This window comes from Aeromonas sp. MR19 (assembly GCF_963899305.1).
Lineage (GTDB): Bacteria > Pseudomonadota > Gammaproteobacteria > Enterobacterales > Aeromonadaceae > Aeromonas > Aeromonas bestiarum.
Map to the genome: position 1 here is coordinate 322,211 of NZ_CAWQWZ010000021.1, position 23,561 is coordinate 345,771.

Annotated in this window: 20 protein-coding genes; 12 read left to right on the top strand and 8 right to left on the bottom strand. The window is 61.8% G+C overall.

The window, feature by feature from the left end:
• Positions 1-150: 150 nt before the first annotated feature.
• The 3 genes from AACQ95_RS14240 (at position 151) to AACQ95_RS14250 (ending at position 2,603) form a co-directional block, all read left to right on the top strand.
• Positions 151-642 (top strand): prolyl-tRNA synthetase associated domain-containing protein, encoded by a 492-nt coding sequence (locus AACQ95_RS14240; RefSeq protein WP_098984147.1) that lies wholly within the window; start codon positions 151-153, stop codon positions 640-642.
• A gap of 216 nt (positions 643-858) precedes the next feature.
• Positions 859-2,097, top strand: coding sequence for a GGDEF domain-containing protein (locus AACQ95_RS14245; RefSeq protein WP_241278830.1), 1,239 nt, complete (start codon positions 859-861; stop codon positions 2,095-2,097).
• Positions 2,094-2,603: a GNAT family N-acetyltransferase gene (locus tag AACQ95_RS14250; protein WP_241278831.1), complete on the top strand. Its 510-nt coding sequence runs from the start codon at positions 2,094-2,096 to the stop codon at positions 2,601-2,603. The genes AACQ95_RS14245 and AACQ95_RS14250 overlap by 4 nt, the downstream gene beginning before the upstream one ends.
• 96 nt (positions 2,604-2,699) lie before the next feature.
• On the opposite strand, the gene AACQ95_RS14255 is transcribed toward AACQ95_RS14250, so the two are convergent.
• From AACQ95_RS14255 to AACQ95_RS14270, 4 genes are all read right to left on the bottom strand, one after another.
• On the bottom strand, positions 2,700-3,560 hold the full coding sequence (locus AACQ95_RS14255; RefSeq protein ID WP_241278832.1) for a PA4780 family RIO1-like protein kinase: 861 nt from the start codon (positions 3,558-3,560) through the stop codon (positions 2,700-2,702).
• A gap of 178 nt (positions 3,561-3,738) precedes the next feature.
• Positions 3,739-4,734 (bottom strand): LpxL/LpxP family acyltransferase, encoded by a 996-nt coding sequence (locus AACQ95_RS14260; RefSeq protein WP_181003536.1) that lies wholly within the window; start codon positions 4,732-4,734, stop codon positions 3,739-3,741.
• A 139-nt stretch (positions 4,735-4,873) separates the two neighbouring features.
• On the bottom strand, positions 4,874-5,863 hold the full coding sequence (gene lpxM / locus AACQ95_RS14265) for a lauroyl-Kdo(2)-lipid IV(A) myristoyltransferase (protein WP_241278833.1): 990 nt from the start codon (positions 5,861-5,863) through the stop codon (positions 4,874-4,876).
• A 276-nt stretch (positions 5,864-6,139) separates the two neighbouring features.
• Positions 6,140-7,132, bottom strand: coding sequence for a TDT family transporter (locus tag AACQ95_RS14270; protein ID WP_241278834.1), 993 nt, complete (start codon positions 7,130-7,132; stop codon positions 6,140-6,142).
• A gap of 99 nt (positions 7,133-7,231) precedes the next feature.
• On the opposite strand from AACQ95_RS14270, the gene AACQ95_RS14275 reads away from it, so the two are divergent.
• On the top strand, positions 7,232-8,161 hold the full coding sequence (locus AACQ95_RS14275; protein ID WP_043555550.1) for a LysR substrate-binding domain-containing protein: 930 nt from the start codon (positions 7,232-7,234) through the stop codon (positions 8,159-8,161).
• 101 nt (positions 8,162-8,262) lie between these two features.
• On the opposite strand, the gene AACQ95_RS14280 is transcribed toward AACQ95_RS14275, so the two are convergent.
• The 3 genes from AACQ95_RS14280 to AACQ95_RS14290 all read right to left on the bottom strand — a co-directional run bounded on the left by AACQ95_RS14280 (position 8,263) and on the right by AACQ95_RS14290 (position 11,182).
• Positions 8,263-9,252: a Gfo/Idh/MocA family protein gene (locus AACQ95_RS14280; protein WP_241278835.1), complete on the bottom strand. Its 990-nt coding sequence runs from the start codon at positions 9,250-9,252 to the stop codon at positions 8,263-8,265.
• Positions 9,253-9,273: 21 nt separating this feature from the next.
• Positions 9,274-10,119: a deoxyribonuclease IV gene (gene nfo, locus AACQ95_RS14285; RefSeq protein ID WP_241278836.1), complete on the bottom strand. Its 846-nt coding sequence runs from the start codon at positions 10,117-10,119 to the stop codon at positions 9,274-9,276.
• 142 nt (positions 10,120-10,261) lie between these two features.
• Positions 10,262-11,182, bottom strand: coding sequence for a LysR family transcriptional regulator (locus tag AACQ95_RS14290; RefSeq protein ID WP_339357904.1), 921 nt, complete (start codon positions 11,180-11,182; stop codon positions 10,262-10,264).
• A 130-nt stretch (positions 11,183-11,312) separates the two neighbouring features.
• Between AACQ95_RS14290 and AACQ95_RS14295 the strand changes: the two genes are divergently transcribed.
• Positions 11,313-12,071: an SDR family NAD(P)-dependent oxidoreductase gene (locus tag AACQ95_RS14295; protein WP_241278838.1), complete on the top strand. Its 759-nt coding sequence runs from the start codon at positions 11,313-11,315 to the stop codon at positions 12,069-12,071.
• Between the two features lie 123 nt (positions 12,072-12,194).
• Here the strand turns inward: AACQ95_RS14295 and AACQ95_RS14300 are convergent, their stop codons facing one another.
• Positions 12,195-13,628: a glycoside hydrolase family 1 protein gene (locus tag AACQ95_RS14300; RefSeq protein WP_241278839.1), complete on the bottom strand. Its 1,434-nt coding sequence runs from the start codon at positions 13,626-13,628 to the stop codon at positions 12,195-12,197.
• A 165-nt stretch (positions 13,629-13,793) separates the two neighbouring features.
• Here AACQ95_RS14300 and AACQ95_RS14305 point away from each other — a divergent pair, with 165 nt between their 5' ends.
• The 7 genes from AACQ95_RS14305 (at position 13,794) to AACQ95_RS14335 (ending at position 23,135) form a co-directional block, all read left to right on the top strand.
• Entirely contained in the window at positions 13,794-14,672 is an 879-nt protein-coding gene (locus tag AACQ95_RS14305; protein ID WP_103470861.1) for a LysR family transcriptional regulator, read from the top strand.
• A gap of 251 nt (positions 14,673-14,923) precedes the next feature.
• Positions 14,924-16,570, top strand: a complete 1,647-nt coding sequence (locus AACQ95_RS14310; RefSeq protein ID WP_241278840.1) for a sensor domain-containing diguanylate cyclase — start codon at positions 14,924-14,926, stop codon at positions 16,568-16,570.
• Positions 16,571-17,620: 1,050 nt separating this feature from the next.
• The gene (locus AACQ95_RS14315; RefSeq protein WP_241278841.1) at positions 17,621-18,166 is read left to right on the top strand and encodes a phage tail protein; all 546 of its coding nucleotides are present in this window, start codon (positions 17,621-17,623) and stop codon (positions 18,164-18,166) included.
• 35 nt (positions 18,167-18,201) lie between these two features.
• Positions 18,202-18,777, top strand: a complete 576-nt coding sequence (locus AACQ95_RS14320) for a phage tail protein (RefSeq protein WP_241278842.1) — start codon at positions 18,202-18,204, stop codon at positions 18,775-18,777.
• Between the two features lie 30 nt (positions 18,778-18,807).
• A complete protein-coding gene (locus tag AACQ95_RS14325; RefSeq protein ID WP_241278843.1) occupies positions 18,808-19,359 on the top strand; it encodes a phage tail protein in 552 nt (183 codons plus the stop codon).
• Positions 19,360-19,394: 35 nt separating this feature from the next.
• Entirely contained in the window at positions 19,395-19,892 is a 498-nt protein-coding gene (locus AACQ95_RS14330; protein ID WP_241278844.1) for a GNAT family N-acetyltransferase, read from the top strand.
• Between the two features lie 114 nt (positions 19,893-20,006).
• Positions 20,007-23,135: an autotransporter domain-containing protein gene (locus AACQ95_RS14335; protein ID WP_277604356.1), complete on the top strand. Its 3,129-nt coding sequence runs from the start codon at positions 20,007-20,009 to the stop codon at positions 23,133-23,135.
• Positions 23,136-23,561 lie beyond the last annotated feature (426 nt).

Consider the following 23,561-nt stretch of genomic DNA (forward strand, 5'->3'; position numbering starts at 1 on the left):
ATTGTACGTTCATACAGTGCCTGGCCGCAATTGCCACGCCAGCCTGCGCGGCAGGAGCCAAGCTGGTAAGCTCGACCCTCTGCCCATGCGCCGGGAGCCCAGTTATCGCCGCCATTCCCTGCGCCTGTTCACCCGACACGAGGAGCCCTGGTGACACTCTATTCCCTGCTGGACCGGCTGGCCATTTCCTATCAGCGCATCGACCATGCCCCCGTCTTCACCTGTGAGGAGGCGAGCAAGCTGCTGCCCGACCTGCCCGCCGCCAGGACCAAGAACCTGTTTTTGCGCGACCCCAAAAGCGAGCGGCTGTTTCTGGTAGTGACACCTGAAGAAAGCCGGGTCGATCTCAAGGCGCTGGCCAGGGCGCTCGGGGTCAAGCGGCTGAGCTTTGGCTCCCCCGAACGGCTGGCTGCCGTGCTCGGCCTCACCCCGGGCGCCGTGACCCTGCTCGCCATGGTGCGCGACACAGAGCGGGCGGTGACCCTGGTGGTGGACCACACCATCTGGCAAGCCGAACGGGTGCAGTGCCACCCGCTGGTCAACACAGCCACCCTCATCATCACGCTGGACGATGTGCGCCGCCTGCTGGCCCATCTCGGCCGGGAGGCCACCGTCATGGCGCTGCCGGTGCAGCCAACCTGACACTCCCCAGACGGGTGGCGTGATCGACAAACCCCGTCTCGTGCCCTTGATGAATCGCGTCAGCTGCCGCCATCGATCCGGTTGTGGCCAGGATCGGGATCCAGCCGCTCAAGCCATTGATAATGGGTCGGATTCATGTTGTGATCCGGCATTGTCATGGAGACCCTTAGGGTCGAGACACAGTGACCGGCAGGACGAGCCCAGAGAGACCCCTAGATGCAAAATCTGTTTTCCTCAGCGCAATTGTTGAGCCTGGTGCTGTTCGTCACGCTGTCGCACGTCGGGGTCGCGGCCATTTTCGCCTATGTGTGGCATACCCAGCGCCGCATCCGGGCCCTGCTCTACTGGTCGGCCAGCGAGCTGGCCATTGCCGCCGCCTTCGGCTGCCTGCTGATCCGCCCGCTCGCGGGGGAGACCTCCCTCGCCAATATTCTGCTGACCAACCTGCTGCTGATCGCCACCCCCTTGCTCTATGAGCGGGGCCTGCGTCATTTCTTTCGACGTGAGGCGGACCGGCTGGGCTGGCTCTGTCCCGCCATCGCCCTCACCGGCTTCGCGCTGTTTGCCCTGACCGCCAGCCTGCGGCCGCTGTCCGATGTGCACAGCCGGATCATAGTGCTCTCCGCCGTGCTCTCGCTGCAGATGGCTGTGCTGATCTGGCAGCTCTGGCGTTATCAACGGCTGGCCCCCGGCTATCGGGTGCTGCGCTTTGCCGTCCTGCTGCTCGGCCTGCAACTGCTGTTGCAACTGCTGCGGATCGCCAAGCACCTCTGGCTGCCCGAGTTCGCGGCCACCACCTTTACCGATCCCCTGCTTGGGCCCGTGATCCTGCTCAGCCTGCTCTTCACCATAGCCCGCAGCTATCTGTTGCTCAGCCTGGTGCACACTCGCCAGCAGCAGGCGCTGCTGGCGACCCAGCGCGAGCTGGAACGGCGCGCCAATCTGGACGCCCTGACCGGACTGGACAGCCGCCACCATTTCGAGCTGCAGCTGGCGGCGCGCGCATGCCGACACACCCGCCCATGCCAGCTGCTGCTGATCGATCTGGACAACTTCAAGCTGATCAACGACCGGCACGGTCATCCCGCCGGTGATGCCATGCTGCGGGTGGTTGGCCGGGTGATCCGGGAGAACCTGCCCCCGGCGGGGCTGGCCGGGCGCCTCGGTGGCGACGAACTGGCCTTGCTGGTGATGGAGACGCCGCAGACGTTGCCCGGCTACTGCCACGCCCTGCAGCAAGAGGTCACGGAGGCGACCCGCTGGCTGGCGGGCGGCCCCATCAGCCTCAGCATGGGCCTCACCTCGCTGCAGCCGGGGGAGAGCTTCGAGCAGGCCTATCTGCGGGCGGATCAGGCGCTCTACGCCGCCAAGCAGACGGGACGGCAGCGGGCCTGCGTGCAGGAGCCCCACCACAGCGCGCCCCAGCCACTGCAGACGGCAGAGCAGCGCTCATGACGGCCGCCATAGAGTGCCGGGCCGCACAGCTTTGTGATGCGCCCGCCTATCGCCGTTATGTGGCCGAATGTGGCGCCGCCGGGTTGCCGCTCTATCAGGTGGCGCAATTTGACCCGGATCAGTGGCTGCTGGATCTGCTCGCCCATGCCGATGGACGGCATCTGCCGCCGGACTACCCGCCCACCACCACCTACTTTGCCCTTGAGAGGGGGGAGATCCTCGGAGCCCTGCGCCTGCGCCACGGCGACAATCCGGCCACCCTGGCCTGGCTTGGCCACATAGGCTACGAGACCCGCCCCTCCCGCCGTGGTGAAGGGGTGGCCCGCACCCTGCTGCGCTGGTTGCAGCAAGCTGTGCTGACCGAGCCACTGCTCATCAGCTGCGACGAAGCCAACGGCGCCTCCCTCAGGGTCATAGCGGCCGCCAACGGACAATGTCTGGATCGCCGCTACCATGCAGGGGATGACTGCTGGGTGCGGTTTTACCGGCTATCTCCCGCACTATGACCACCTGCCTGACTCGGCACGGGTACAGGTCGCGGCCATAAAAAGAGCGCCTCCAGGGCGCTCATGGTGTGACTGATGAGGTGATGATGACGAGGATCAGTAGCTGTCTTCCTGCTCGGCCTTCATCCGCGCCTGACGGGCCAGCGCCTCCTCTTCGGCGCTCTCGATCTCGTGCAGCACGGCATCGATGTCGATGGCCTCGGTGCTCTCCTCGAACAGGCCGGTCAGCTCGCTCTCGGGGGTGAGCTTGCCATCTTCGAACAGCGCCCACATCTCCTTGGCGTAGCGGGTCTTGAGCAGCTCGGGGGCATACATGCCGTAGTAGTTGCGCATGTTGTTGACGTCCCGCTCCAGCATGGCCTTGGCCTGGTTGTTGGCGGCGGCATCCACCACCTGGGGCAGGTCTATGATGACGGGCCCCAGGGCATCCACCAGCACGTTGAATTCGGAAAGGTCGCCGTGGATGAGGCCGGCACAGAGCATGCGCACCACGTAGCGGATCACCTTGGCGTGATCGGCGATGGCCTGCTCGGGCGAGAGCGCCACATCGTTGAGACGGGGGGCCACGTTGCCCTCCTCGTCGGTGATGAGCTCCATCAGCAGGACGCCGTCGAGGCAGACATAGGGCTGCGGCACCCGCACCCCGGCCGCCGCCAGCTTGAACAGGGCGTCGACTTCTGTGTTCTGCCACACCTCTTCGTGCTGCTTGCGACCGTACTTGGAGCCCTTCTCCATGGCGCGGGCGCTGCGGCTGTTGCGTACCTTGCGCCCTTCCTGATAGACCACGGCCTGCTTGAAGCTGCGCTTGGACGCCTCTTTATAGACCTTGGCGCAGCGGATCTCGTCACCGCAGCGCACCACATAGACGTCGGCCTCTTTGCCGCTCATCAGCCGGCTGATGACGTCATCGACCAGGCCGTCATCAACCAGAGGTTGGATTCGATTTGGAATTTTCATGGCCGCCCTTTTACCCTATTTGCGCATCAGAAGATAGCCCCTGCGGGGCCAGCTTGCATATCCCTGTTATCTGGCGCCCCGCGGCGCCCTGATTGCCGACTTTTTGCCCACCAAACTGCCTGAAGGACAAGCAGTTGTCACCCGCCTCTGCTCAACACGCCAGCCGGTGTATTTCCCTTCAGGGTTCGGGGGGCAGACCGCTGCGGATCCGCTTAATGCCCTCTTCGTAGAGACCGTCCGGCCCCGCCTGATGCTCCTGGGTTTCGAAGATCTTGAGAAACCACATGTACTGCTCGGGATGACGGCGCAGCTGCCGCTCCACCATGCGGTTCATGGCGTTGACATCGGCATTCAGGTCCCCGCTGGGATAAGGATCGAACGGCGGTTCAATCTCCAGCCGGTAGCAGCCCTCCTCCTCGTCGTAGCAGGCGAGGATGGGCACGGCCCTGGCACCGGTCAGCTTCACCAGCTTGGGCAGCGCCGGCAGGGTCGCCTTGGGGTGGCCGAAGAAGGGGATGAACAGGCTGGCCTCGCGGCCATGATCCTGATCCGGCAGGTAGAAGAAGCTGGCGCCGCTGCGAATGGCCTTGATGGCCGGCTTGATGCCGACGCTGCGCTCGTACACCTTGCCCCCCTTGGCCCGCTCGCGGTTGATGTACCAGTCAAATACCTGATCTTTCGGGCTCTTCATCATGGTGCACAGCACAAGCCCCTCGTCGGTCAGGTAGCGGCCTATCATGTCCACCGCCCAGGTGTGGGGCACCACCAATATCATGGGACGCCCGGCAGCCTGCTCCGCCGCTATATGTTCCCAACCCCGCACCTTGATGCGGCGCTTGAGGTGGGCGGCGCTGCGCAGGGTCAGCTCGCCAAAGCCCATGAAGGTCTTGAGGCCGGTGCGGATCGCCTTGAGCAGCAGGGTGCGGCGCCCGGCCGCATCCAGCTCGGGAAAGCAGATCTTGAGGTTGGTCTCGGCGATATAGGCCTGTTTCCTGGAGAAGCGCAGCAAGGCAGGTGCCATGACATTGGCAAAACGATCGCGCAGCCCGTGGGGAACCAGCGCCAGCAGGCACAACAGACCGAGCGCCAGCCAGCTGCCCCACCAGCGCGGGTGAAGCAGGTGGGCATGAAATGAGGTGTCAAAAACCGGATCGTGTGAGGACATGGCCGCCATCAAGTCATAGAAAAGAAACGGTTATTTTAATTATCCTGATATTTTTTTCCACTTTGGGGTGCAAGGGAGTGTGCCATCCCGGGTGCGGCGCCCACAAAAATGGCCCCGAAGGGCCATGACAAACAGCAGTGACACCCCCTCAGGGGCGAGGGGGAAGATCTCCCCGGATCCGTTTAATGCCCTCCTCGTAGAGGCCATCCGGCCCCTCCTGATCCTCGCGGGTATCGAAGATCTTGAGGAACCACATGTACTGGCCGGGATGACGGGTCAGCTGCTGCTGCACCATGTCATTCATGCGGCAGGTGTCCGCCATCAGATCGGTGCTGGGATAATCCGTAAACGGCGCCTCTATCTCCAGACGGTAGCAGTAGTGCGCCTCGTCATAGCAGGCCAGCAAGGGCACGGCCCGGGCACCGCTGACCTGCACCAGACGTGGCAGGGCCGGCAGGGTCGCCTTGGGGTAGCCGAAGAAGGGGGCAAAGATGCTCTTCTCGCGGCCATGATCCTGATCCGGCAGATAGAAGAAGCTGTGTCCCCCCTTGATGGTCCGGATCACCGCCTTGATGCCGGCGCTGCGCTCGTAGACGCGGCAACCGTTCTTGGCCCGGGCCCGGTTGAGGTGCCAGTCAAAGACCGGATTGCGGGAGCTCTTCATCATGGTGCACATGGGCACACCACGCTGGGTGAAGTAGTAGCCGGCGGCATCGACCGGCCAGCTGTGGGGCACCACCAGGATCACGGGGCGGCCGGCGACCTGTTCGGCCTCGATATGTTCCCAGCCGCTCACCTGGATGCGGCTCATCAGGTAGGCGGGGCTGCGCACCGTGAACTCACCGAAGCCGAGCAGGGTCTTGAGACCGATGCGAATGGAGGTCATCAGAATGGCATCGCGCTCGGCGTCGCTCTTGTCGGCAAAGCAGATATCCAGGTTGGTCCTGGCGATATAAATCTGCTTCTTGGACACCTTGACGATCAGCGGCGCCAGCCATTCTGCCAGCTTGTCACGCCAGCGGGGCGGCACGAAGGCGAGCAGACAAAGCGCACCGAGCGCCAGCCAGCTCGGCCAGTAACGCGGGCGCAGCAAACGGGTCTGAAAAGAGGAGTCAAACACAGGATCTTGGGCAGACATGAATGAGGTCAAACGAAGAAAATGGGGTTGCATTGTATTCGTCCTGACAGGTAATACCAGTGAAATTCATCGTGAGCCCCCCACTGTGAGCGCTGGTTCAAAAAATGGATCCGCCAGGGGCTGACACCCCCGCGTTCGACCCGCGAGAAGAGACAAAAAAGCGCTCCACCCATGGTGGAGCGCTTTCGCTGCTGTCTGGTCAGCGGAGCATGTCATCACGCATGCCCTTCTCGTTGACTGACCCCTTATCCCCTTGCTCTCCAGCAGAGTCTTTGCCTAGCGGCGGGCACCGTGCCGGGCCATGCCGGACGCCATGCTGCTGTCACCCAGCGGCAGGAAGAACATCAGATAACGCAGGGCCACGTAGCCGACAATCAGGGTGGCGGCGCCCAGCTCGAAGTGGGCAAGCAGATTGATCTGTTCCACATAGTGAGTCGCTTGCGGCCACTGCTCCAGCAGGTGCCCCACCTTGAACAGGGCGGTTGCACCTATCACCAGCGGGAAGGTGAAGGCGGCATAGCCCGGTGAGAACGGCAGACGCAGCAGCTTGATGAAGGCCAGGTAGATGATGCCGGTCATCAGGATGGCGATCCCCAGCAGCACGGCCACCAGCAGCAGGGAAGGATCCTCGGTCACCGTCAGGTAGCCGGCCAGTGACAGGCTGGCAGGGGCCGCCAGAATGGCGATGGTCGGCTTGGCCGCATCCGGCACTTCATGGCTGAAGATGAGACGGTAGAGCATCAGCGGCAGCATCAGAGCGTAGCAGAGCATGCCGAACCAGAGCAGACCGTCGGCCAGCGCGGCAAACTGGCCGCCGGGAAAGGCGACGTCAGCCACGATAATGCCCACAGGCGGTACGAACCAGCTCGGTACCATGTGATGGATCTCGAACTGTCTGGCCCTGTGCCAGAGGAAGGTCGCCAGGAAGAGAAGGTGCAGCACCACGGCAAACAACCAGAGCCCCTCGCCAAGGCCCGGGCTCAGCATGCCGATCGCCTTGGAAACCACCATGGTGCCCATGGCATAGGTGGGGACCACGCTGCCCACCACGGGGTGAGCCAGATCCTGCCACAGCAGGCGCGGATGGAGCAGAAACTTGAAGGTGAGGATCACCAGCAGCACGGCGGCGACGGCGGCGCCCAGCAGCTGCAGGCGGCCATCGAACTGACCGGCATTTTCCCAGCACCAACCAAGACTGGCGATCCCGAGGGCCAGGCCCGCCATGGGGGTCGGGGCTTTGCCCAAGGATTGACGGGTTCTTGCGATCATGTCTGAAACCTCTTGTGAGAGACGATGTGCATAGGATAAAGAGCGGCTATCGTTTACGATATCTAAATGAATTGAATCAATCGTTCAGGTTAACCAAACATGAAACTGACCCTGCAACAACTCAAGGTGTTCGCCACCATAGCCCGCTACGGCAATCTGGGACTGGCCGCCAACGAGCTCTGCCTCAGCAAGGGCGCCGTCTCCCAGTCGTTGCAGGAGCTGGAGCGCCAGCTCGCCACCCCCTTGTTCGATCGCATCCACCCCAGATTGCAGCTCAACAACGAGGGGCGCCTGCTGCAACCGGCCGCCGAGGAGCTGCTGACCCGGATGCAGGATATCGAGACCCTGTTCAGCCCGGATGCGGAGCCGAGCGGCCAGCTGCGCCTCGGTGCCAGCCAGACCATAGGCAACTATCTGCTCCCTACCCTGCTGGCCAGCAGCAAGCAGGAGCTGGGCCTGCCCCCCAGGGTCACCATCACCAACACCCACAAGCTCTGCCACCTGCTGGCCAACTTCGAGCTGGATCTGGCATTGATAGAGGGGCAGAACCACCACCCGGATCTGGTCAGCGAGCCCTGGCTCAATGACGAGATGCTGATCGTGGCCCACCCCGACCACCCCCTCGCCCGGCGCAATCGCCTGTCGCTCAGCCAGCTGAGCGATGAGACCTGGGTGCTGCGCGAACCCCAGTCGGGCAGTCGCGAGCAGTTCGAGCTGCAGATCCAGCCCGAGTTGCCCCGCTGGCAGGCGGGGCTCGAGCTCAACACCCTGGAGGCCGTGATGCTGGCGGTTGAAAAAGGGCTGGGGATCTCCTTCATCTCCCGCCTGGCGGTGTCGGATCGGTTGCAGGCCGGTCGGCTGGTGGCCTTCTCCCTTGCCCGGCGCTTCCCCCGCCAGCTCTCCCTCATCTGGCATCGGCAGAAATACCACTCGGCCACCCTGCGCCGCTTCCTGCAGTTTTGCCGCGCGCAGGAGGGAGCCCTGCCTCAGCCTCAGGTGACCACAGCCGGGTCGCCAACGAGCAGATAGGGTGAGCGTCTGAGGCATGACGGCTCGCCGCTTGCCGCTCAAGCCGGCAAGAGATCAGACAAAAAGGGAGGGCGCCTCGGCGCCCTCTCTGCACATCATGATCACGAGCCGGCTTGCAAGCCGCGCTCGACCCACCCCAGCACTTGTCTGGTCAGGGCCTGCGGCACCCAGGGGGAATCGCTCAACCCCTGCCTGACACAGGCGGCGAAATGATCCGCCTCGTGCTGCATGCCACCGCCCGCCACCGGCTCCGCTATGTCTCCCGGCCAGGCAGGCAAGGGATCGCCCGTGAGCCAGCATACCTGCTGGGGGTTCCACCACTTGCCGACCAGTTGCAGGGCCCAGCCCTCGCCGCCCAGATACGCCGCCTTGTCGAGATCCTGGACGATGGAGGCATCCAGCTCGGCCACGAGGGGGCCGGCAAAGCGGAAGCTGGCGGCCTCATCCACCTCGCCAGCCTGGCGGGAAAGAGCGACCTGCGGCTCACCCGCAGCCAGCCCCAGCTGGTGGCAGATGGCGGCGTAGAGCCAGAGTGGATAGACACCCACATCCCAGGCGGCGCCGCCGGCCAATGCGGGATCAAACAGCTTGCCGCCTCGCTCCTGCACCGAGCCGAAGGCCGCCCGTAACCGGTTGGGAGCAGGCAGGGCGCCGAGCCGCCGCATCAATTCGCGCATGGCGGGGAAGCACATCACCTTCATCGCCTCCATCAGCAGCAGGCCGCGCGTCCGGGCGAGCTGCACCAGCGCATCCCAGTCTGCGACCTGAGTCACCGCCGGCTTTTCCACCAGCACGTGCTTGCCCGCCAGCAACATCTGCCTGATCAGGCCGGCGTGCTCCGGGTGGATCACCGCCACGTAGACGGCCTCCACCTCGGCGCTGGCCGCCAGCGCCTGATAGCTGTCATAGGCAAGGGGCAGTCCCTGTTCATCGGCAAAGGCCCGGGCCCGCGTCTGATCACGAGCAGCGATCGCCACCACCCGGCTGCCACTGGCGTGATCATTCACGTCCCGGCAGAAACGACGGGCGATGGCCCCCGCCCCGGCAATGCCCCAGCGCAGTGGCGCCGCGCTCAGTTCCTCTGTTTGCATCCGTTCTTTCTCCTGCACGGGTTATGCCTTGGCCAGACTGCGCAGCCAGCGGATCTCGTCGCCCCAGATAGACTCGTCTATGGTCTCCAGGATCAGCGGAATGCCGTCGAAACGCTCGTCATTCATGATGTGGTGGAATACCGCCTCCCCCAGATTGCCCTGCTGCAGGCTGTGGTGGCGATCGACCCGGCTGCCGAAGGTGCACTTGGCACCGTTGATGTGCATCCCCTTCAGATACTGGAAACCGACGATGCGGTCGAAGTCGGCGAACACCTGGGCACAGGACTCGGGCGTGCGCAGATCGTAACCGGCGGCGAAGGCGTGGCAGGTATCGAAACAGACACCGACCCGGCTCTTGTCTTCCACCCCGTCGATGAGGGCGGCCAGGTGTTCAAACGACCAGCCGAGGTTGCTGCCCTGCCCTGCTGTGTTCTCGATCACCGCCGTCACCCCCTGGCTGCGCTCCAGCGCCCAGTTGATGGATTCGCTCACCAGCTTCAGGCTGGCCGCTTCCGGGATCTGTTTCAGGTGGCTGCCGGGGTGGAAGTTGAGGTAGCAAAGCCCCAGCTGCTCGCAGCGCTTGAGCTCATCGAGGAAGGCATCGCGGGATTTGGCGAGGCCGTCGGGATCCGGATGCCCCAGATTGATGAGGTAGCTGTCGTGAGGCAGGATCTGCTCGGGGCGAAAACCGGCTTTCTCGCAGGCCTGCTTGAAGGCGCGGATGCTGGCCTCGGAGAGCGGCGCCGCCTGCCATTGGCGCTGATTCTTGGTAAACAGGGCGAAGGCGTTGGCGCCGATGGCTTCTGCGCGGGCTATGGTGTTCTCCACCCCGCCGGCGGCACTGACGTGGGCTCCGATATATTTCATGAGATCTCCTCTGCTCTGTGAGAGCGCCATTATGCCGATCTCCCCCGCCCACGCCAAACCGGGATCCTCGATGGCCGTCATAGAGGTTCTGATCACAGGCTCCCCGCATGACGGATGTAGGTCATCCGTTACCGACCCCGCATCAGGTGACGACCGCCGAGTCACCAGCCAGCGCCTCATCCAGCACCTCGCTCAGCCAGTGGATAAAGGCTCTCACCCGGGGCGAGAGCTGGCGACGATGGGCATAGAGGGCATGGATCGGCAAGGGCGGCGCCTGCCACTGCGGCAGTATGGCCACCAGCTCCCCACTGGCGAGCAGCGGCTCGACCCCGACTCCTGGCAGCTGGATGATCCCCAGCCCCGCCTGCGCCGCCGCCAGATAGGCTTCGCTGTCGCTCACCGTGAGGGTCCCCGCCATCGCCAGCACGGTGCGAGTGCCATCGGCCTGCACATACTCGAAACCGGCCTCCCGACTCCCGGGCCCGGCCCCATAGTGCACCAGCCTGTGCTGCGCCAGATCCGCCAGCGTCTGCGGTGTGCCGTGGCGAGCCAGATAGGTGGCGCTGGCGCAGTTGATCTGGCGGTAGTGACCCAGGGGGCGCGCCACCAGGCTGGAGGACTCCAGCGCCCCCACCCTCACCACGCAGTCGAAGCCCTCACGCACCAGATCGACCCGCCGATCCGTGCTGCTCAGCATCAGCTGCAGGTCTGGATGGGCCGCCAGAAAACCGGGCAGCGCCGGGATGACCAGATGGCGCGCCATCCGGCTTGGCATGTCCACCCGCAGCTGGCCGCTGAGTTGCCCCCCCTGCCGGAACAGCCCGTTGAACTCCTCCATGTCGGCCAGCAGCTCCTGGCTGCGGGCATAGCAGAGCTGACCATCCGTGGTCAGCTGCACCCGCCTGGTGGTGCGATGGAGCAAGCGGGTGCCCAGCTGTTCTTCCAGCCGGCGTATGGCCGCGGAGAGCGTTGCCTTGGGCATGCCCAGCTGCTCGGCGCTGCGGGTGAAGCTCTCAAGCTCGGCCACCCGCATGAACATTCTCATCGCATCCAGTTGATCCATGGCATCATTGTCACTTTGAACGGAACAGTGCATCTATTATTACCATCTTTATCCATGGTGCACGCACCAATAGAGTGGCACTAGCGGCTCGTCCCGAGCCCGCCTCCACCCCATTGACAGGAGTCGTACCATGACCCGTTCCATCGCCCTCATCACAGGCGCCAGCCGCGGCCTCGGCAAACACTCGGCCCTGGCCCTCGCCGCCAAAGGCGTCGATCTCATCATCACCTATCGCAGCCAGGCCGAAGAGGCGGCCACAGTGGTGGCGCAGGCCAATGCGCTCGGCGTCAAGGCCCACGCCTTGCCACTCGATGTGGCCGACAGCGCCTCCTTCGCCACCTTCGCGGCCGAGGTGCGCCAGTTGCTGCAGCGGGAGTGGCAACGCGAGCGGTTCGACTTTCTGGTCAACAATGCCGGCATCGGCATCCACGCCAGCTTCGAGCAGACCACTGAGCAGCAGTTCGATACCCTCATGAACATTCACCTCAAGGGGACCTTCTTCCTGACCCAGCAGTTGCTGCCCCTGATCCGCGATGGTGGGCGCATCATCAATCTCTCGACCGGCCTCACCCGTTTCGCGCTGCCCGGTTACGCTGCCTACGCCGCCATGAAGGGGGGAATAGAGGTGTTGACCCGCTATCTGGCCAAGGAGCTGGGCCCGCGCGGGATCGCCGTCAACGTGGTGGCCCCCGGTGCCATCGAGACTGATTTTGGTGGGGGTGTGGTGCGGGACAACCAGGCCGTCAACGACTTCATCGCCAGCCAGACCGCGCTCGGGCGAGTCGGCCAGCCCGACGACATAGGCGGCGTGATAGCAGCCCTGCTCTCGGATGACAATCGCTGGGTCAATGCCCAGCGCATCGAGGCCTCGGGCGGCATGTTTATCTAGCGCCCATCGCAGCATGCTCCTGCATCGCACAAGAGGTCGGCGGTAAAACGAAAGGCCTCCTCACACGAGGGGGCCTTTTCCGTAGCAGAGCCTGTTGTTCCAACACAATCCGAACCGAGTGATTTACAGCGTTTTGCCGCCGCTTGCGATCACCGATTGATACCAGTGGAAGCTCTCTTTCTTGATGCGACGCAAGGAGCCGCCCTGCTCATCGCGATCCACATAGACGAAGCCGTAACGCTTCTGGTAGCCGTTGAGCCAGCTCAGGATATCGGTGAAGGACCAGGCGCAGTAACCAATCAGCTCGACCCCGTCCTGCAATGCCTGCTGGCAGGCAACGAGATGACTCTTGAGGTAGGCGATGCGGTAATCATCGTGCACCTTGTCATCCGCCCCCAGCTGGTCAAACTCGCCGAGACCGTTCTCGGTGATCATCAGCGGCAAGCCGTAGCGGGAGGAGAGGCGGCGCAGGGCGATGCGCATCCCGGTCGGGTCTATGGCCCAGTCCCAGTTGCTGGTCTCAAGGTGCGGGTTGGGCGCCGTCTTGTAGAGGCCGGGAATACCGCTCGAGGGGGTGGTGCCCTTCTGCCCCGTGGTGTTGATGCGCTGCAGGGTCTGGCCGCCGAGGGGGTTGTCGGTAAAGGTCAGGGTGTAGTAGTAGTTGACGCCTATGTAATCCGGCGTGCCTTCACGCAGCAGCTCAAGATCTCCCGGCAGTATTTCCGGTGCCTCGCCATTTTCTTTCAGGTAGGCGAGCGCCGCTTGGGGGTAGCGACCGAAGCAGTAAGCGTCCAGCCACCAGTAGTTGGTGAACTCCTCGGCATTTTCGAACGCCAGCATGTCTTTGGGATCACATGACGCCGGATAGGCGGGCGAATAGGCGAAGCTCGGGCCTATCAGGCCGTTCGGCACGTGCTGGCGAAACGCTTTGATCACCCGGGCGTTGGCCAGGAAGGCGATGTGGTTGGCGGCGAAGAAGCGCTTGCGATCCTGCACTGCGGGGGGATGGGTGCCGAGCTGATAGGCGTTGGTCAGGTTGTAGTTCTGCTCGTTGAGCGATACCCAGTACTTCACCTTGCCGGCGAAGCGCTGATACAGGGTCACGCAGTAGCGCTCGAAGTCGTCGATGATGCGTCTGTCTTCCCAGCCGCCGTACTCATCCTGCAACGCCTGGGGCAAGTCCCAGTGATAGAGGGTCAGCACGGGTTCGATCTTGTGCGCCAGCAGGGTGTCGATGAGTTTTTCGTAGAAGGCGAGACCCGCCTCGTTCACTTCACCCCGGCCGGTCGGGTAGATGCGCGGCCAGCTCACCGAGAAGCGGTAAGCCTTGAGCCCCATCTCGGCCATCAACGCCACATCTTCTTCCATGCGGTGATAGTGATCGACCGCCACATCGCCGTTGCTGCCTTCAAAGGTCTTGCCCGGCAGCTTGGTGAACAGATCCCACACAGAGGGGCCCTTGCCGTCGGCATTCCAGGCCCCTTCCACCTGATAGGCGGCGGAGGCGGCGCCCCACAGAAAGTCTTTCGGGAAGTCGTTGAACATATGGTGATGCATCTGGTGTTGCTCCCTCTGCGCGTATGGTGTCAGCCATCTCTGATAAGTCGGCGCCCCAGTCAAGGCGCCCCAAATAAATTGGCATAAGCATCGAACAGTTCTAAAATTCCGTCCAATGACAAATATGGCCATTCAACATTCCCAACAGGAATGAAAGGAGCTGTGGTGGAGCTACGGGATCTGAAAGCCTTCGTGACCCTGGGGGAGGTGCTGCACTTCGGTCAGGCGGCGGTGCGTCAGCATGTCACCCAGTCGGCCCTGAGCAAGCAGATAAGGCGGCTGGAGGAAGAGTTCGGCGGTGAGCTGTTCGAGCGCAACGCCAGCAGCACCCGCCTGACCGTGCTGGGACGGGCGCTCTATGCGGATGCCAGCGCCCTGGTGGCCCAGAGCGAACAGCTAGGGCGCACCGCCCGCGATGTGCTGGCAGGCAACAGCGGCACCCTGCGCATCGGCTTCGGCGTGGCCACCAAGATACTGGTGCCCGCCGCCATCGCCCGCTTTCGCGCCGAGCGGCCGCAGGTGACCATAGAGCTCAACGACCTCTCCACCCATCACCAATTGCTGGCCCTGAGCGAAGGCAGGCTGGATCTCGGCTTTTGCCGCCTGCCCGCCCCCAAGGGGTGGCACTGCCTGCCTGTGGTGCAGGCGCACTTTGTCGCCGTACTGCCAGCCAGCTACAGCGGCATAAATGAACTCGCGGATCTGGTGGACAAGCCGCTGGCCATACTGCGCCGGGACAAGGCACCCTCGTTTTACGACAACCTGATGCACTACCTGGCCCAGAGCGGCGTGCGCTTTCGCGATATCCAGTACGTCAACGACTTCGCCGCCGGGGTCGCCACCGCGGCGGCGGATATAGCCTGGACCCTGGTGCCCTCCTCCACCACCATAGAGCACCCGGATGTGCTTACCCTGCCCCTGCGCGAAGCCGAAGCAAGCTGGACCATAGGCCTCCTTCGCCCGCCCCACAGCAAGGGCCCGCTCATCGATGCCTTCTGGCAGATTGTCGCGGCCATGGTCGCGCCAACGGGCGAGCCGGATTGACCTTTGCCGCGCGCACTCGCCGCCTCGCCCACCCCAGGGAGAGGCCCTGTCAGGGATGACGGCCCCACGACTGCCTTTATTGCGTGATCCGTGCCTGCCAGTGATGGGGAATAGAGAAGATCATCTTTTCGATCAAGGCATTGAGATGGGTGGGCCAGGCCGGATAGTAGTAGCTTTTCGGCATTGGGCTCCATTAGAATCAGCCGGCTCATTTCCACTACCGCCCCCTGATACCGGACGCCTTCCCGCTCATGCTACTTCCTCGGTTCCTGAAAATTGACCTGCGCAGCCTCATACTCGCACTGGCCGTCATCAGTGTCATGGCGACCCTGAGCAACAGTTTTTATGCCACCTACGAGGCGCAGCGGGCACTGCTGATCAGCAACACCCTGGATGCCAATCGCGTCTACGCGGCCAAGCTGGCCGAGATGACCAACACCGTGCTCCAGTCCAGTCAAAGCCAGCTGGCCTACAGCGCCGCCCTGCTCGCCCCCGCCATGAAGGATGACAGCACCCTCTTGAGTGAAATGCAGCGACTGCAACAGCAGACGGCGACCTTCAACTCGGTGGCCGTCGTGAATGCCGATGCCGTGGTCGTGGCCGCCTATCCCGATACGCTGCAGATCAAGGGCGCCAGGCTCACTTCCCAGAGCGCCAGGCTCTCCATCACGACCCGCCAGCCGGTGATCACGGATCCTTTCGTTTCTCTCTCTGGCAACTATCTCATCAGCATCTCCTACCCCATCTTCGACAAGGAGCAGGCCTATCTGGGCTATGTGGCGGGCACCATCTACCTCCAGTCACACAACATGCTCTCCGGCATACTGGGCCAGCACTACTATCAGGATGGCTCCTCCCTCTATGTGGTGGATCGCAACAGAACCCGCATCTATCACCCGGACAGTGCCAGGGTCGGTGAAAAAATCCGTGACAACGGGGTGGTCGATCGGGTGTTGAATGGCGAAGAGGGGGCACTCGCACTGACTGACGAGACGGGTACAGAGATGCTGGCCGGCTTCGCCCCCATCCCGCAGACCCACTGGGGGGTGGTGGCACAGCGTCCCCGCGCCGCTACTCTGGCCGGGCTGGATCAGCAGATGATGCACGTGCTGCTCAAGATCATTCCCATCAACCTGCTGATCCTGCTGTTCATCTGGATTTCCGCCATCTTCATCTCCAGGCCGCTGTGGCAGCTGGCCCACAAGGCCAAGCTGATGGATCAGCAAGAGTCGCTGAAGAACATCGCCAGGATCCGGGTCTGGTACTTCGAGGCCGCCCAGCTCAAGCAGGCCATGCTCAAGGGGCTGGGGCTGCTCAATACCAGGATCACCCAGCTGCACAATGACAGCCATACCGATGCCATGACGGGCCTGTTCAACCGCCGGGGCATGCAGCAGGTGCTCGACAGCTATCAGGCGCTGGGCCAGCCACTCGCCGTGATAGCGCTGGATATAGATCACTTCAAGCAGATCAATGACGGCTTCGGCCATGATGTCGGGGACCAGGTGCTGGCCGCCCTCGCGGCCTTGATGCAACAAGGCGCCAGACAGGCGGATGCCGTGTGTCGTAGCGGCGGTGAAGAGTTTCTGGTCTTGCTGCCCGGCCTGCCGCTCCCCCTCGCCTTCGAAATCGCCGAGCGGTTGCGCCAGCGGGTCGCCGCACATCCGATGCCCGGCGCCGGCCACATCACCATCTCGCTCGGGGTCGCCCATTGGCCCGGCAGCGATGACGATCTCAACGCCGTGTTGAAACAGGCCGACAAGGCACTTTATGAAGCCAAGCGACGGGGCCGCAATCGCACCGTGCTGGCCAGTCGCGATCAGCAACCCCTCCATGACGATGGATCGCAACCCCTGTCACCGCCAGAGGATCCCCCAAAGCGCGGGCATCCCGACTAGGCCGGTGTCATCCGGGCCAGTCGTCTGGTTCCCCTGCTACCCGCACACATGAGGCATGCACAGCCTGCTATCTATTACGGCAGCCGTACCTTGCCCACCGCCGGGGCATCAAGGATGTCATACCAGAATAGAGAAAACGGTGGGCCACCTTGCAGCAGGATCGGAAAACGTGCGAAGAGGGTTATTGATTTACTTGAAAGAGGTCTTAGTCATCCACATAAAGTGGATGACCAAGAGGACGGAAAGGGTATTAGAGACTGATTAATTGGATTGGTCGCCTTTACCAGGCTGCCACATAGTGGGTTACAACAGTATATCCTTTTCCCAAGAGTGGTGATGGAACAGTCAAGGTGTCGCACTCTATTAGTGATTCGCTATTTAGCGAGCATGTCTTCCAGTTTTAACTCAGCAGCCAATAAACAACGCAATCTTATTATTGAGCACCTCTGGCCATGGTATCACCTAAAAAAGATGGCCCGGAGGATTCGACAACGACATCTCATGTATCTCATATTCGAGTTTATACCTTAGCTAGTCTGCTAGGAATTTTACTACGATCAGCCACATATTTTGATTAGGCATGATAGATCAGTTTAATACGCTCCTGGCCTGTGATGACGGCATAACTATCCATTGTTCGATATCGAGTCAGATAGCATTGATGTCAATCATTGCAGTAGATATAGAAGCAAAGTGACGCAAGTACCCACCCTTTCAGTTGGCCAGTTCACTTTGATAGTGCAGCGTGCGCGCTGCATTTCAACGCCTACATTCGACGATATAGCGTGCGGATGGGATACAGGTTGAGGGATAGATGCTGGTTACAGCATGGTGTTTTTCTACGATTTACGCTAAGTCACTTCAGTGCTTTTTATGAAAATAGATGTTGAGTAAATACATCAACTATTCGAGGTTCGTAGCAAGCGCAATTAAACATTAAAAAACGCACTTGCCAAATGAATCCAAACCTGTCTATTGTCTACAAGCGCTTGCTACTCTCCTGCAGTAAATGGATTTCGGCGCCATTATCTTGTTCAAGGAGAAAAGAACATGGATCCCTTTCTTGGTGAAATTCGCCTGTTCCCTTGGGGCTGGGCACCTGAAGGCTGGCTTCCCTGTGAGGGGCAGGTTTTGCCATTCAACAGCAATGTCGCGCTGGCCTCCCTACTGGGCAAAAACTTTGGCGGCAACGGCACCACCACCTTCGGCCTGCCAGATCTGCGTGGACGGGTTGCCCTGGGGCAGAACTTTCAGGCTTCGACTCTCCCTCCGATCATGGATGTGCACGCACTGGGTAGCGTTGGCGGTAGCGAGACTGTAGCGCTGCCGCAAAGCTCGGTGGCCCTGCATAACCACGCCACACATGTCTCCACCGACCCAGGTAACGATGACCCGGGCGGCAACATTCCCGCCGTCAGCTCGAACTCCAAAGGCGTCGTGGCAAAACCAACCTACACACCGGCCACGGGCACCCTGACTGCCCTCAACAATGCGACCGTTACCCCAACGCCTGGCACACCCATGCCGAACATGCAGCCCTCCATTGTCGGGTATTTTTGCATTGCTACAACGGGTATCTATCCACCGCGCCAGTAATCGCTGTTTACAGACTCTCAAGCAAGGAAACTGACATGTCTGAAGCCTTCGTCGGAGAAATTCGCATGTTTGCCGGTAACTATGCGCCTGAAGGTTGGGCGTTGTGTGACGGTAGAACCCTGTCGATCAATAACTATCAAGCTCTGTATTCGTTACTGGGCACCCTGTATGGCGGCAACGGCAGCACCACATTCGGCCTGCCTGACTACCGGGGTCGCCTGCTGGTGGGCCAGGGCAGCGGGACGGGCCTGTCCCCGAGGACGCTGACCCAGACCTTTGGTACGGAAACCGTGACCATGCAGCCGGAAAACACAGCGCCCCATAGCCATGCCTTTTGGGTGAGCACCAACGATGCCGAATCGGCCAGTCCGTCCCCCAGCACAACACCGAACGGCATGACCTTCGGTAAATTCACGGGTGCGGGGATCATCACCGGGCTGTACAGCGCAGGAACCGGAACCTCTGCCACCGTCACGATGAATCCGCAGTTTCTCGACTCGGCACTGATCCCGGCCGGTGGTGCTGCAACCCCCCATAGCAACCTGATGGGGTCATTGGCCGTCAACTACATCATTTGCCTGGTCGGCCTCTATCCGACCCGACACCAGTGACCCTCTCTACTCAATCTGGAATGAACGATCATGGATGCTTTTATCGGTGAAATCAGACTGTTCCCCTACAACTTCGTCCCGCAAAACTGGGCGTACTGCGATGGCTCGCTCATCACCGTCCAGCAGAATCCTGCGCTCTATTCGGTGATTGGCACGCTTTATGGCGGCACACCAGGGCAGAACTTCAAACTGCCCAATCTCAACGGGCGCGTGGCCATGGGGGCCGGGGCCGGCCCCGGGCTGACCGACAGGCCCGTTGGCACGACCATGGGAGCCGACCGGATAACCATGGTGGCCAGCAACTTCGCCCCGCATACCCATCAGGTGTTGGCCAAGGACGGCAGCGAATCGGCGGCTGCTCTGGATATTCCCAACAACACCGCCTACCTGGCGCAACCCCGCAACATACGCCTGTACAACAACACCGCACCGACGGCGACAAACCAGACACTGGCTGCCACCACGGTGAGCAACGCCGGTAGTGGCGCAACGTCGACGGCCTTGCGTAACACCCTGCAACCCTTCCAGACGCTGTCCTACTGTATATGCTTGGATGGCGAGTACCCGATCAAATCCTCATGACTCATAGCACCCCTCTCCCTTTGCCAGCAGGCAACGTGGCCGTACTGCGCCAGCAGAACGGCCACGACCTGGGATTTCTTCAGAAGCTGTACGCCTCACGCCGCTGGGCCGAAGTCAGCGCAGTACCTGGCTGGAACGATGCCCAGCGCCGGGCGTTCCTGTATTCACAGGCCGAACTGCAACGCCAGCATTATGAAAATCACTTTCCCACCGCGGACTTTTTGATCGTTGAGCAGGCCGGCAGCCCGATCGGGCGTTTGTGCGTGAATCGCGAGGCCCATGATATGCGCATCGTCGATATTGCCCTGCTCCCCGCCTGGCACGGCCGGGGCATAGGTACTCAGTTGCTGCGCACCCTGCTCGCCGAGGCGGATGCCGATCGTCAGTCCTGCAGCCTGAGCGTCGAACAAGGCAGCCCGGCCCGCAGACTCTATGAACGACTTGGCTTCCAGCCCTGTGCCGATAGCGGCCTTTATACCCAGATGCAGCGACCTGCCAGGCCTGCTGTCAAACAGAACCTCGACAACCCTTGAACACCATGCAAGACCAGTGGATTGGACTAGCTGTAACCATGCCGTAACCGTAGGACCTTTATCAACATCACGTTGGATACGACCCACGAACCGGTCGCAAGGCAGGAAGCCCTCATGAGCACACTACTTACCGCACCAGGTACCAGAGTAAAACACCCGCTGATGTCACTGTTTATGTTGCTGGTCATGTTGGCACTGCCCACCCAGGCAATGGCCGCGGCTCCCGTGATCACCAGTCCAGCTTCGGGCAGTACCTTACCCAGCGTGGCGGTAGGTCAGTCCATGAGTATCCCCATCAGCTCGACCGGCGGCGCCTTGCCGCTGGACCAATGGGTGGAGTGCGATGCCAACGACCCGGACTACGATGGCGTGACGCCCTGCCTGCCCCCCGGCCTGATCCTAGACCCGTCGCCGGGCAGCCCGACCACCACGCTCCACGGCGCGCCAACTACGGCCGGCACCTACACATTCAGCATCACCCTGAATGACGGCCTGAATCAGGGCGGTGTCGCCACCTATACCCTGGTGGTCACCAGCTCCGCAGTACCGACCCTGACTTCCGCTGCACCGAACAGTGGTTCCACCACTGGTGCCACCTCAGTCACCCTGACCGGCACCAATCTGACTGGCGCTACCGCCGTAAGCTTTGGCGGAACAGCGGCCACCGGCTACACAGTCAACAATGCCACCACCATCACCGCGACCACCCCGGCCCACGCCGCCGGCGCGGTGAACGTGGTAGTCACCACACCTGGTGGCAGCGCGACCCTGACCAACGGCTATACATACACAGTACCGGCACCGATCGCAGGCCCGGTCAGCGCTACGGTTGCCGCCAACAGCAGTGCCAACCCGATCACCCTGGCCCTCAGTGGCGGCACGGCCACCAGCGTCGCCGTGGCCAGCGCCGCCAGTCATGGCACTGCCACCGCCAGCGGCACCAGCATCACCTACACCCCGACCGCCGGATTCTCCGGTGCCGACAGCTTCACCTACACCGCCACCAACGCCAGCGGCACCTCCAGCCCGGCTACGGTGACCATCACCGTCAGCCCGCCGAGCATCAGCCTGAGCCCCACCACGTTGAGCAACGGCACTGTTGGCACCAGCTACAGCGCGACGCTCACCGCCTCCGGCGGCACAGCACCCTACACCTATGCGATCACCGCCGGTAGTCTGCCAGCTGGCCTCAGCCTGAATACCGGCACAGGTGCCATCAGTGGCACGCCGAGCGCCAGCGGCGCAAGCAACCTGACCGTGACCGCCACCGATGCCAACAGCGCGACCGGCTCCCAGGCCTATACCCTCACCATCGATGCCCAGGCACCAGTTGCCGGTGCCGTCAGCGCCACTGTCGCTGCCAACAGCAGTGCCAACCCGATCACCCTGGCCCTCAGTGGCGGCGCTGCCACCAGCGTCGCCGTGGCCAGCGCCGCCAGCAATGGCACTGCCACCGCCAGCGGCACCAGCATCACCTACACCCCGACCGCCGGGTTCTCCGGTGCCGACAGCTTCACCTACACCGCCACCAATGCCAGCGGCACCTCCGGCCCGGCTACGGTGACCATCACCGTCAACCCGCCGAGCATCAGTCTGATCACCACAACATTGAGCAACGGCACTATCGGCATCAGCTACAGTGCGACGCTCACCGCCTCCGGCGGCACCGCGCCCTACACCTATGCGATCACCGCCGGCGCCCTGCCTGAGGGCCTGAGCCTGAATGCCGCCAGCGGCCTCATCAGTGGTACGCCAAGCACCGCCGGTACTACCGACCTGACCATCACAGTCACTGATGCCAACGGCGCCACCAGCTTGCAAAACTTCTCGGTCACCATCTCTGCCATGGAGATCTCCGTGCCAGCATCCAGCCAGATCCTGGCCGTGGGACAGTCTGCCACAGTTGACCTGACCCAAGGTGCCACCGGTGGCCCGTTCACCCAGGCAACTCTGGGTTCGGTCACCCCTGCCTCCGCCGGGCGAGTAACGATGACGGGCCCATTCTCGATGCGTTTCGCACCGTCGGTCGCCTTCGCTGGGACGGCAATCGTCAGCTTCAGCCTGCGGAACGGTAGCGGTGCCAGCTCAGCCAGCACCGTCAGCTTCATCATTAAGGAACGTCCAGACCCGACCAAGGATGCCGAAGTTATCGGCCTGCTTAACGCTCAAACCCGAACAGCAGAGCGCTTCGCCGGCACTCAGATGGACAACTTCAACCGACGTCTTGAGCAGTTGCATCAAACAAATTGCGACCGTAATTCGTTCAATGCCAGTTTACGCAAGGATGACAGTGCCATGCCTCTGGGCGAGATCGCCAAAGCTATCCAGAGTCAGCAAGGAGATTCCGCCAACCAGGCACAACTGGAAAAAGGCAAGGCCGCAACCTCGGTGCAGAACGGCTGCAAACAGGACGCCTTGGCATTCTGGAGCGACGGCTTCGTCAACATCGGCTCTACCCATGCGCAGGGCGCGCAAGACAACAGCTTCACTACGCTGGGCCTGAGCGCCGGTGCAGACTATCGCCTATCACCAACTGCCATCGTCGGTGTCGGTATCGGCTACGGCAACGACCGCAGTGATATCGGCAAGAACAACACTCGCAGTGATGGGAAGGCCATCGGTATCGCCACTTATCTAAGCCTGAACCAGGCGCCGCAGGTATATGTCGACGGCCTGCTAGGCTACAACCGTATCAGTTTTGATTCACGCCGTTACATCACCGACAGCGCAGATGACTATGCCAGTGGCTCGCGGGATGCAGATCAATTGTTCGCATCCCTGACTGCCAGCTATGAATACCGCAAGGGGCCGTTGTCGCTGGCGCCTTACGGCCGCTTGAACGCCAGCACAACCCTCATGGAGGCTTACCGTGAAAGTGGTGGCGGCATTTACGGTCTGTCCTATGAAGAGCAACGCCAAGAGAATTTCACATCCTACCTCGGTGTGCGTACTAGCTATGACCTGATGGCTCCGCTTGGTGTGGTGACACCCAAGGTTGGCCTGGCTTGGGGCCACAACTTCAGTCGTAGTAGCGACTACAAGATGCGCTATACCGATCAGGGCGACGAAGGCATGCTTTACAGCCTCAAGCCCGATGCTCAGGACAGCGATTTAGCCGGCCTGGATATGGGTATCGACTTCAACCTGGGACACGCCTGGCAGCTAGGGGTTTCATACAAAATCAATCTTGGATCAAATGAACGCAACGACACTTTCCGAGTGGGCTTAAATGGCAGGTTCTGAACCCAGGTCTGGGAGATAGCAACAAAACAACACTCCGCCATACTCCGGCGGAGTGTTGAGCATTCACCGTGATGAAGTAACCGCTCTAGTTCTTCTGGTTGCTGAGCGCTTTTGGTGCCCAGGAAAGTGCCCTCTCTTTCAGGGTGCGCTCACTGAGTTCTGAGAGTACAGGGGATGAAATAGCAGAAGGAGCCATCAGGGCTGACTGAGGGGCAGGATTGGCCGCAGATTGCATCTGTTGTTGTGGCTGCTGAGGTTACGATAGGGAGTTTGACTGAGGTTCTGGCTGGGCAGCTACTTGAATCGCCCCTACTTTCCTAGACACCTCAAGAGCCTCAAACTGAGGTCATTCAGGAGGTGTTATGAGCAAGCAGCAACGTTACACGGAAGAATTTAAACTGGCCGCCGTCAAGCAGGTGACTGAGC

Excerpts from the sequence above, each read along its gene's own strand:
- AACQ95_RS14245 (WP_241278830.1), top strand. The coding sequence starts at position 859 with ATGCAAAATCTGTTTTCCTCAGCGCAATTGTTGAGCCTGGTGCTGTTC.
- AACQ95_RS14250 (WP_241278831.1), top strand. The coding sequence starts at position 2,094 with ATGACGGCCGCCATAGAGTGCCGGGCCGCACAGCTTTGTGATGCGCCC.
- AACQ95_RS14255 (WP_241278832.1), bottom strand. The coding sequence starts at position 3,560 with ATGAAAATTCCAAATCGAATCCAACCTCTGGTTGATGACGGCCTGGTC.
- AACQ95_RS14260 (WP_181003536.1), bottom strand. The coding sequence starts at position 4,734 with ATGGCGGCCATGTCCTCACACGATCCGGTTTTTGACACCTCATTTCAT.
- lpxM (WP_241278833.1), bottom strand. The coding sequence starts at position 5,863 with ATGTCTGCCCAAGATCCTGTGTTTGACTCCTCTTTTCAGACCCGTTTG.
- AACQ95_RS14270 (WP_241278834.1), bottom strand. The coding sequence starts at position 7,132 with ATGATCGCAAGAACCCGTCAATCCTTGGGCAAAGCCCCGACCCCCATG.
- AACQ95_RS14275 (WP_043555550.1), top strand. The coding sequence starts at position 7,232 with ATGAAACTGACCCTGCAACAACTCAAGGTGTTCGCCACCATAGCCCGC.
- AACQ95_RS14280 (WP_241278835.1), bottom strand. The coding sequence starts at position 9,252 with ATGCAAACAGAGGAACTGAGCGCGGCGCCACTGCGCTGGGGCATTGCC.
- nfo (WP_241278836.1), bottom strand. The coding sequence starts at position 10,119 with ATGAAATATATCGGAGCCCACGTCAGTGCCGCCGGCGGGGTGGAGAAC.
- AACQ95_RS14290 (WP_339357904.1), bottom strand. The coding sequence starts at position 11,182 with ATGGATCAACTGGATGCGATGAGAATGTTCATGCGGGTGGCCGAGCTT.
- AACQ95_RS14295 (WP_241278838.1), top strand. The coding sequence starts at position 11,313 with ATGACCCGTTCCATCGCCCTCATCACAGGCGCCAGCCGCGGCCTCGGC.
- AACQ95_RS14300 (WP_241278839.1), bottom strand. The coding sequence starts at position 13,628 with ATGCATCACCATATGTTCAACGACTTCCCGAAAGACTTTCTGTGGGGC.
- AACQ95_RS14310 (WP_241278840.1), top strand. The coding sequence starts at position 14,924 with ATGCTACTTCCTCGGTTCCTGAAAATTGACCTGCGCAGCCTCATACTC.
- AACQ95_RS14315 (WP_241278841.1), top strand. The coding sequence starts at position 17,621 with ATGGATCCCTTTCTTGGTGAAATTCGCCTGTTCCCTTGGGGCTGGGCA.
- AACQ95_RS14320 (WP_241278842.1), top strand. The coding sequence starts at position 18,202 with ATGTCTGAAGCCTTCGTCGGAGAAATTCGCATGTTTGCCGGTAACTAT.
- AACQ95_RS14325 (WP_241278843.1), top strand. The coding sequence starts at position 18,808 with ATGGATGCTTTTATCGGTGAAATCAGACTGTTCCCCTACAACTTCGTC.
- AACQ95_RS14335 (WP_277604356.1), top strand. The coding sequence starts at position 20,007 with ATGAGCACACTACTTACCGCACCAGGTACCAGAGTAAAACACCCGCTG.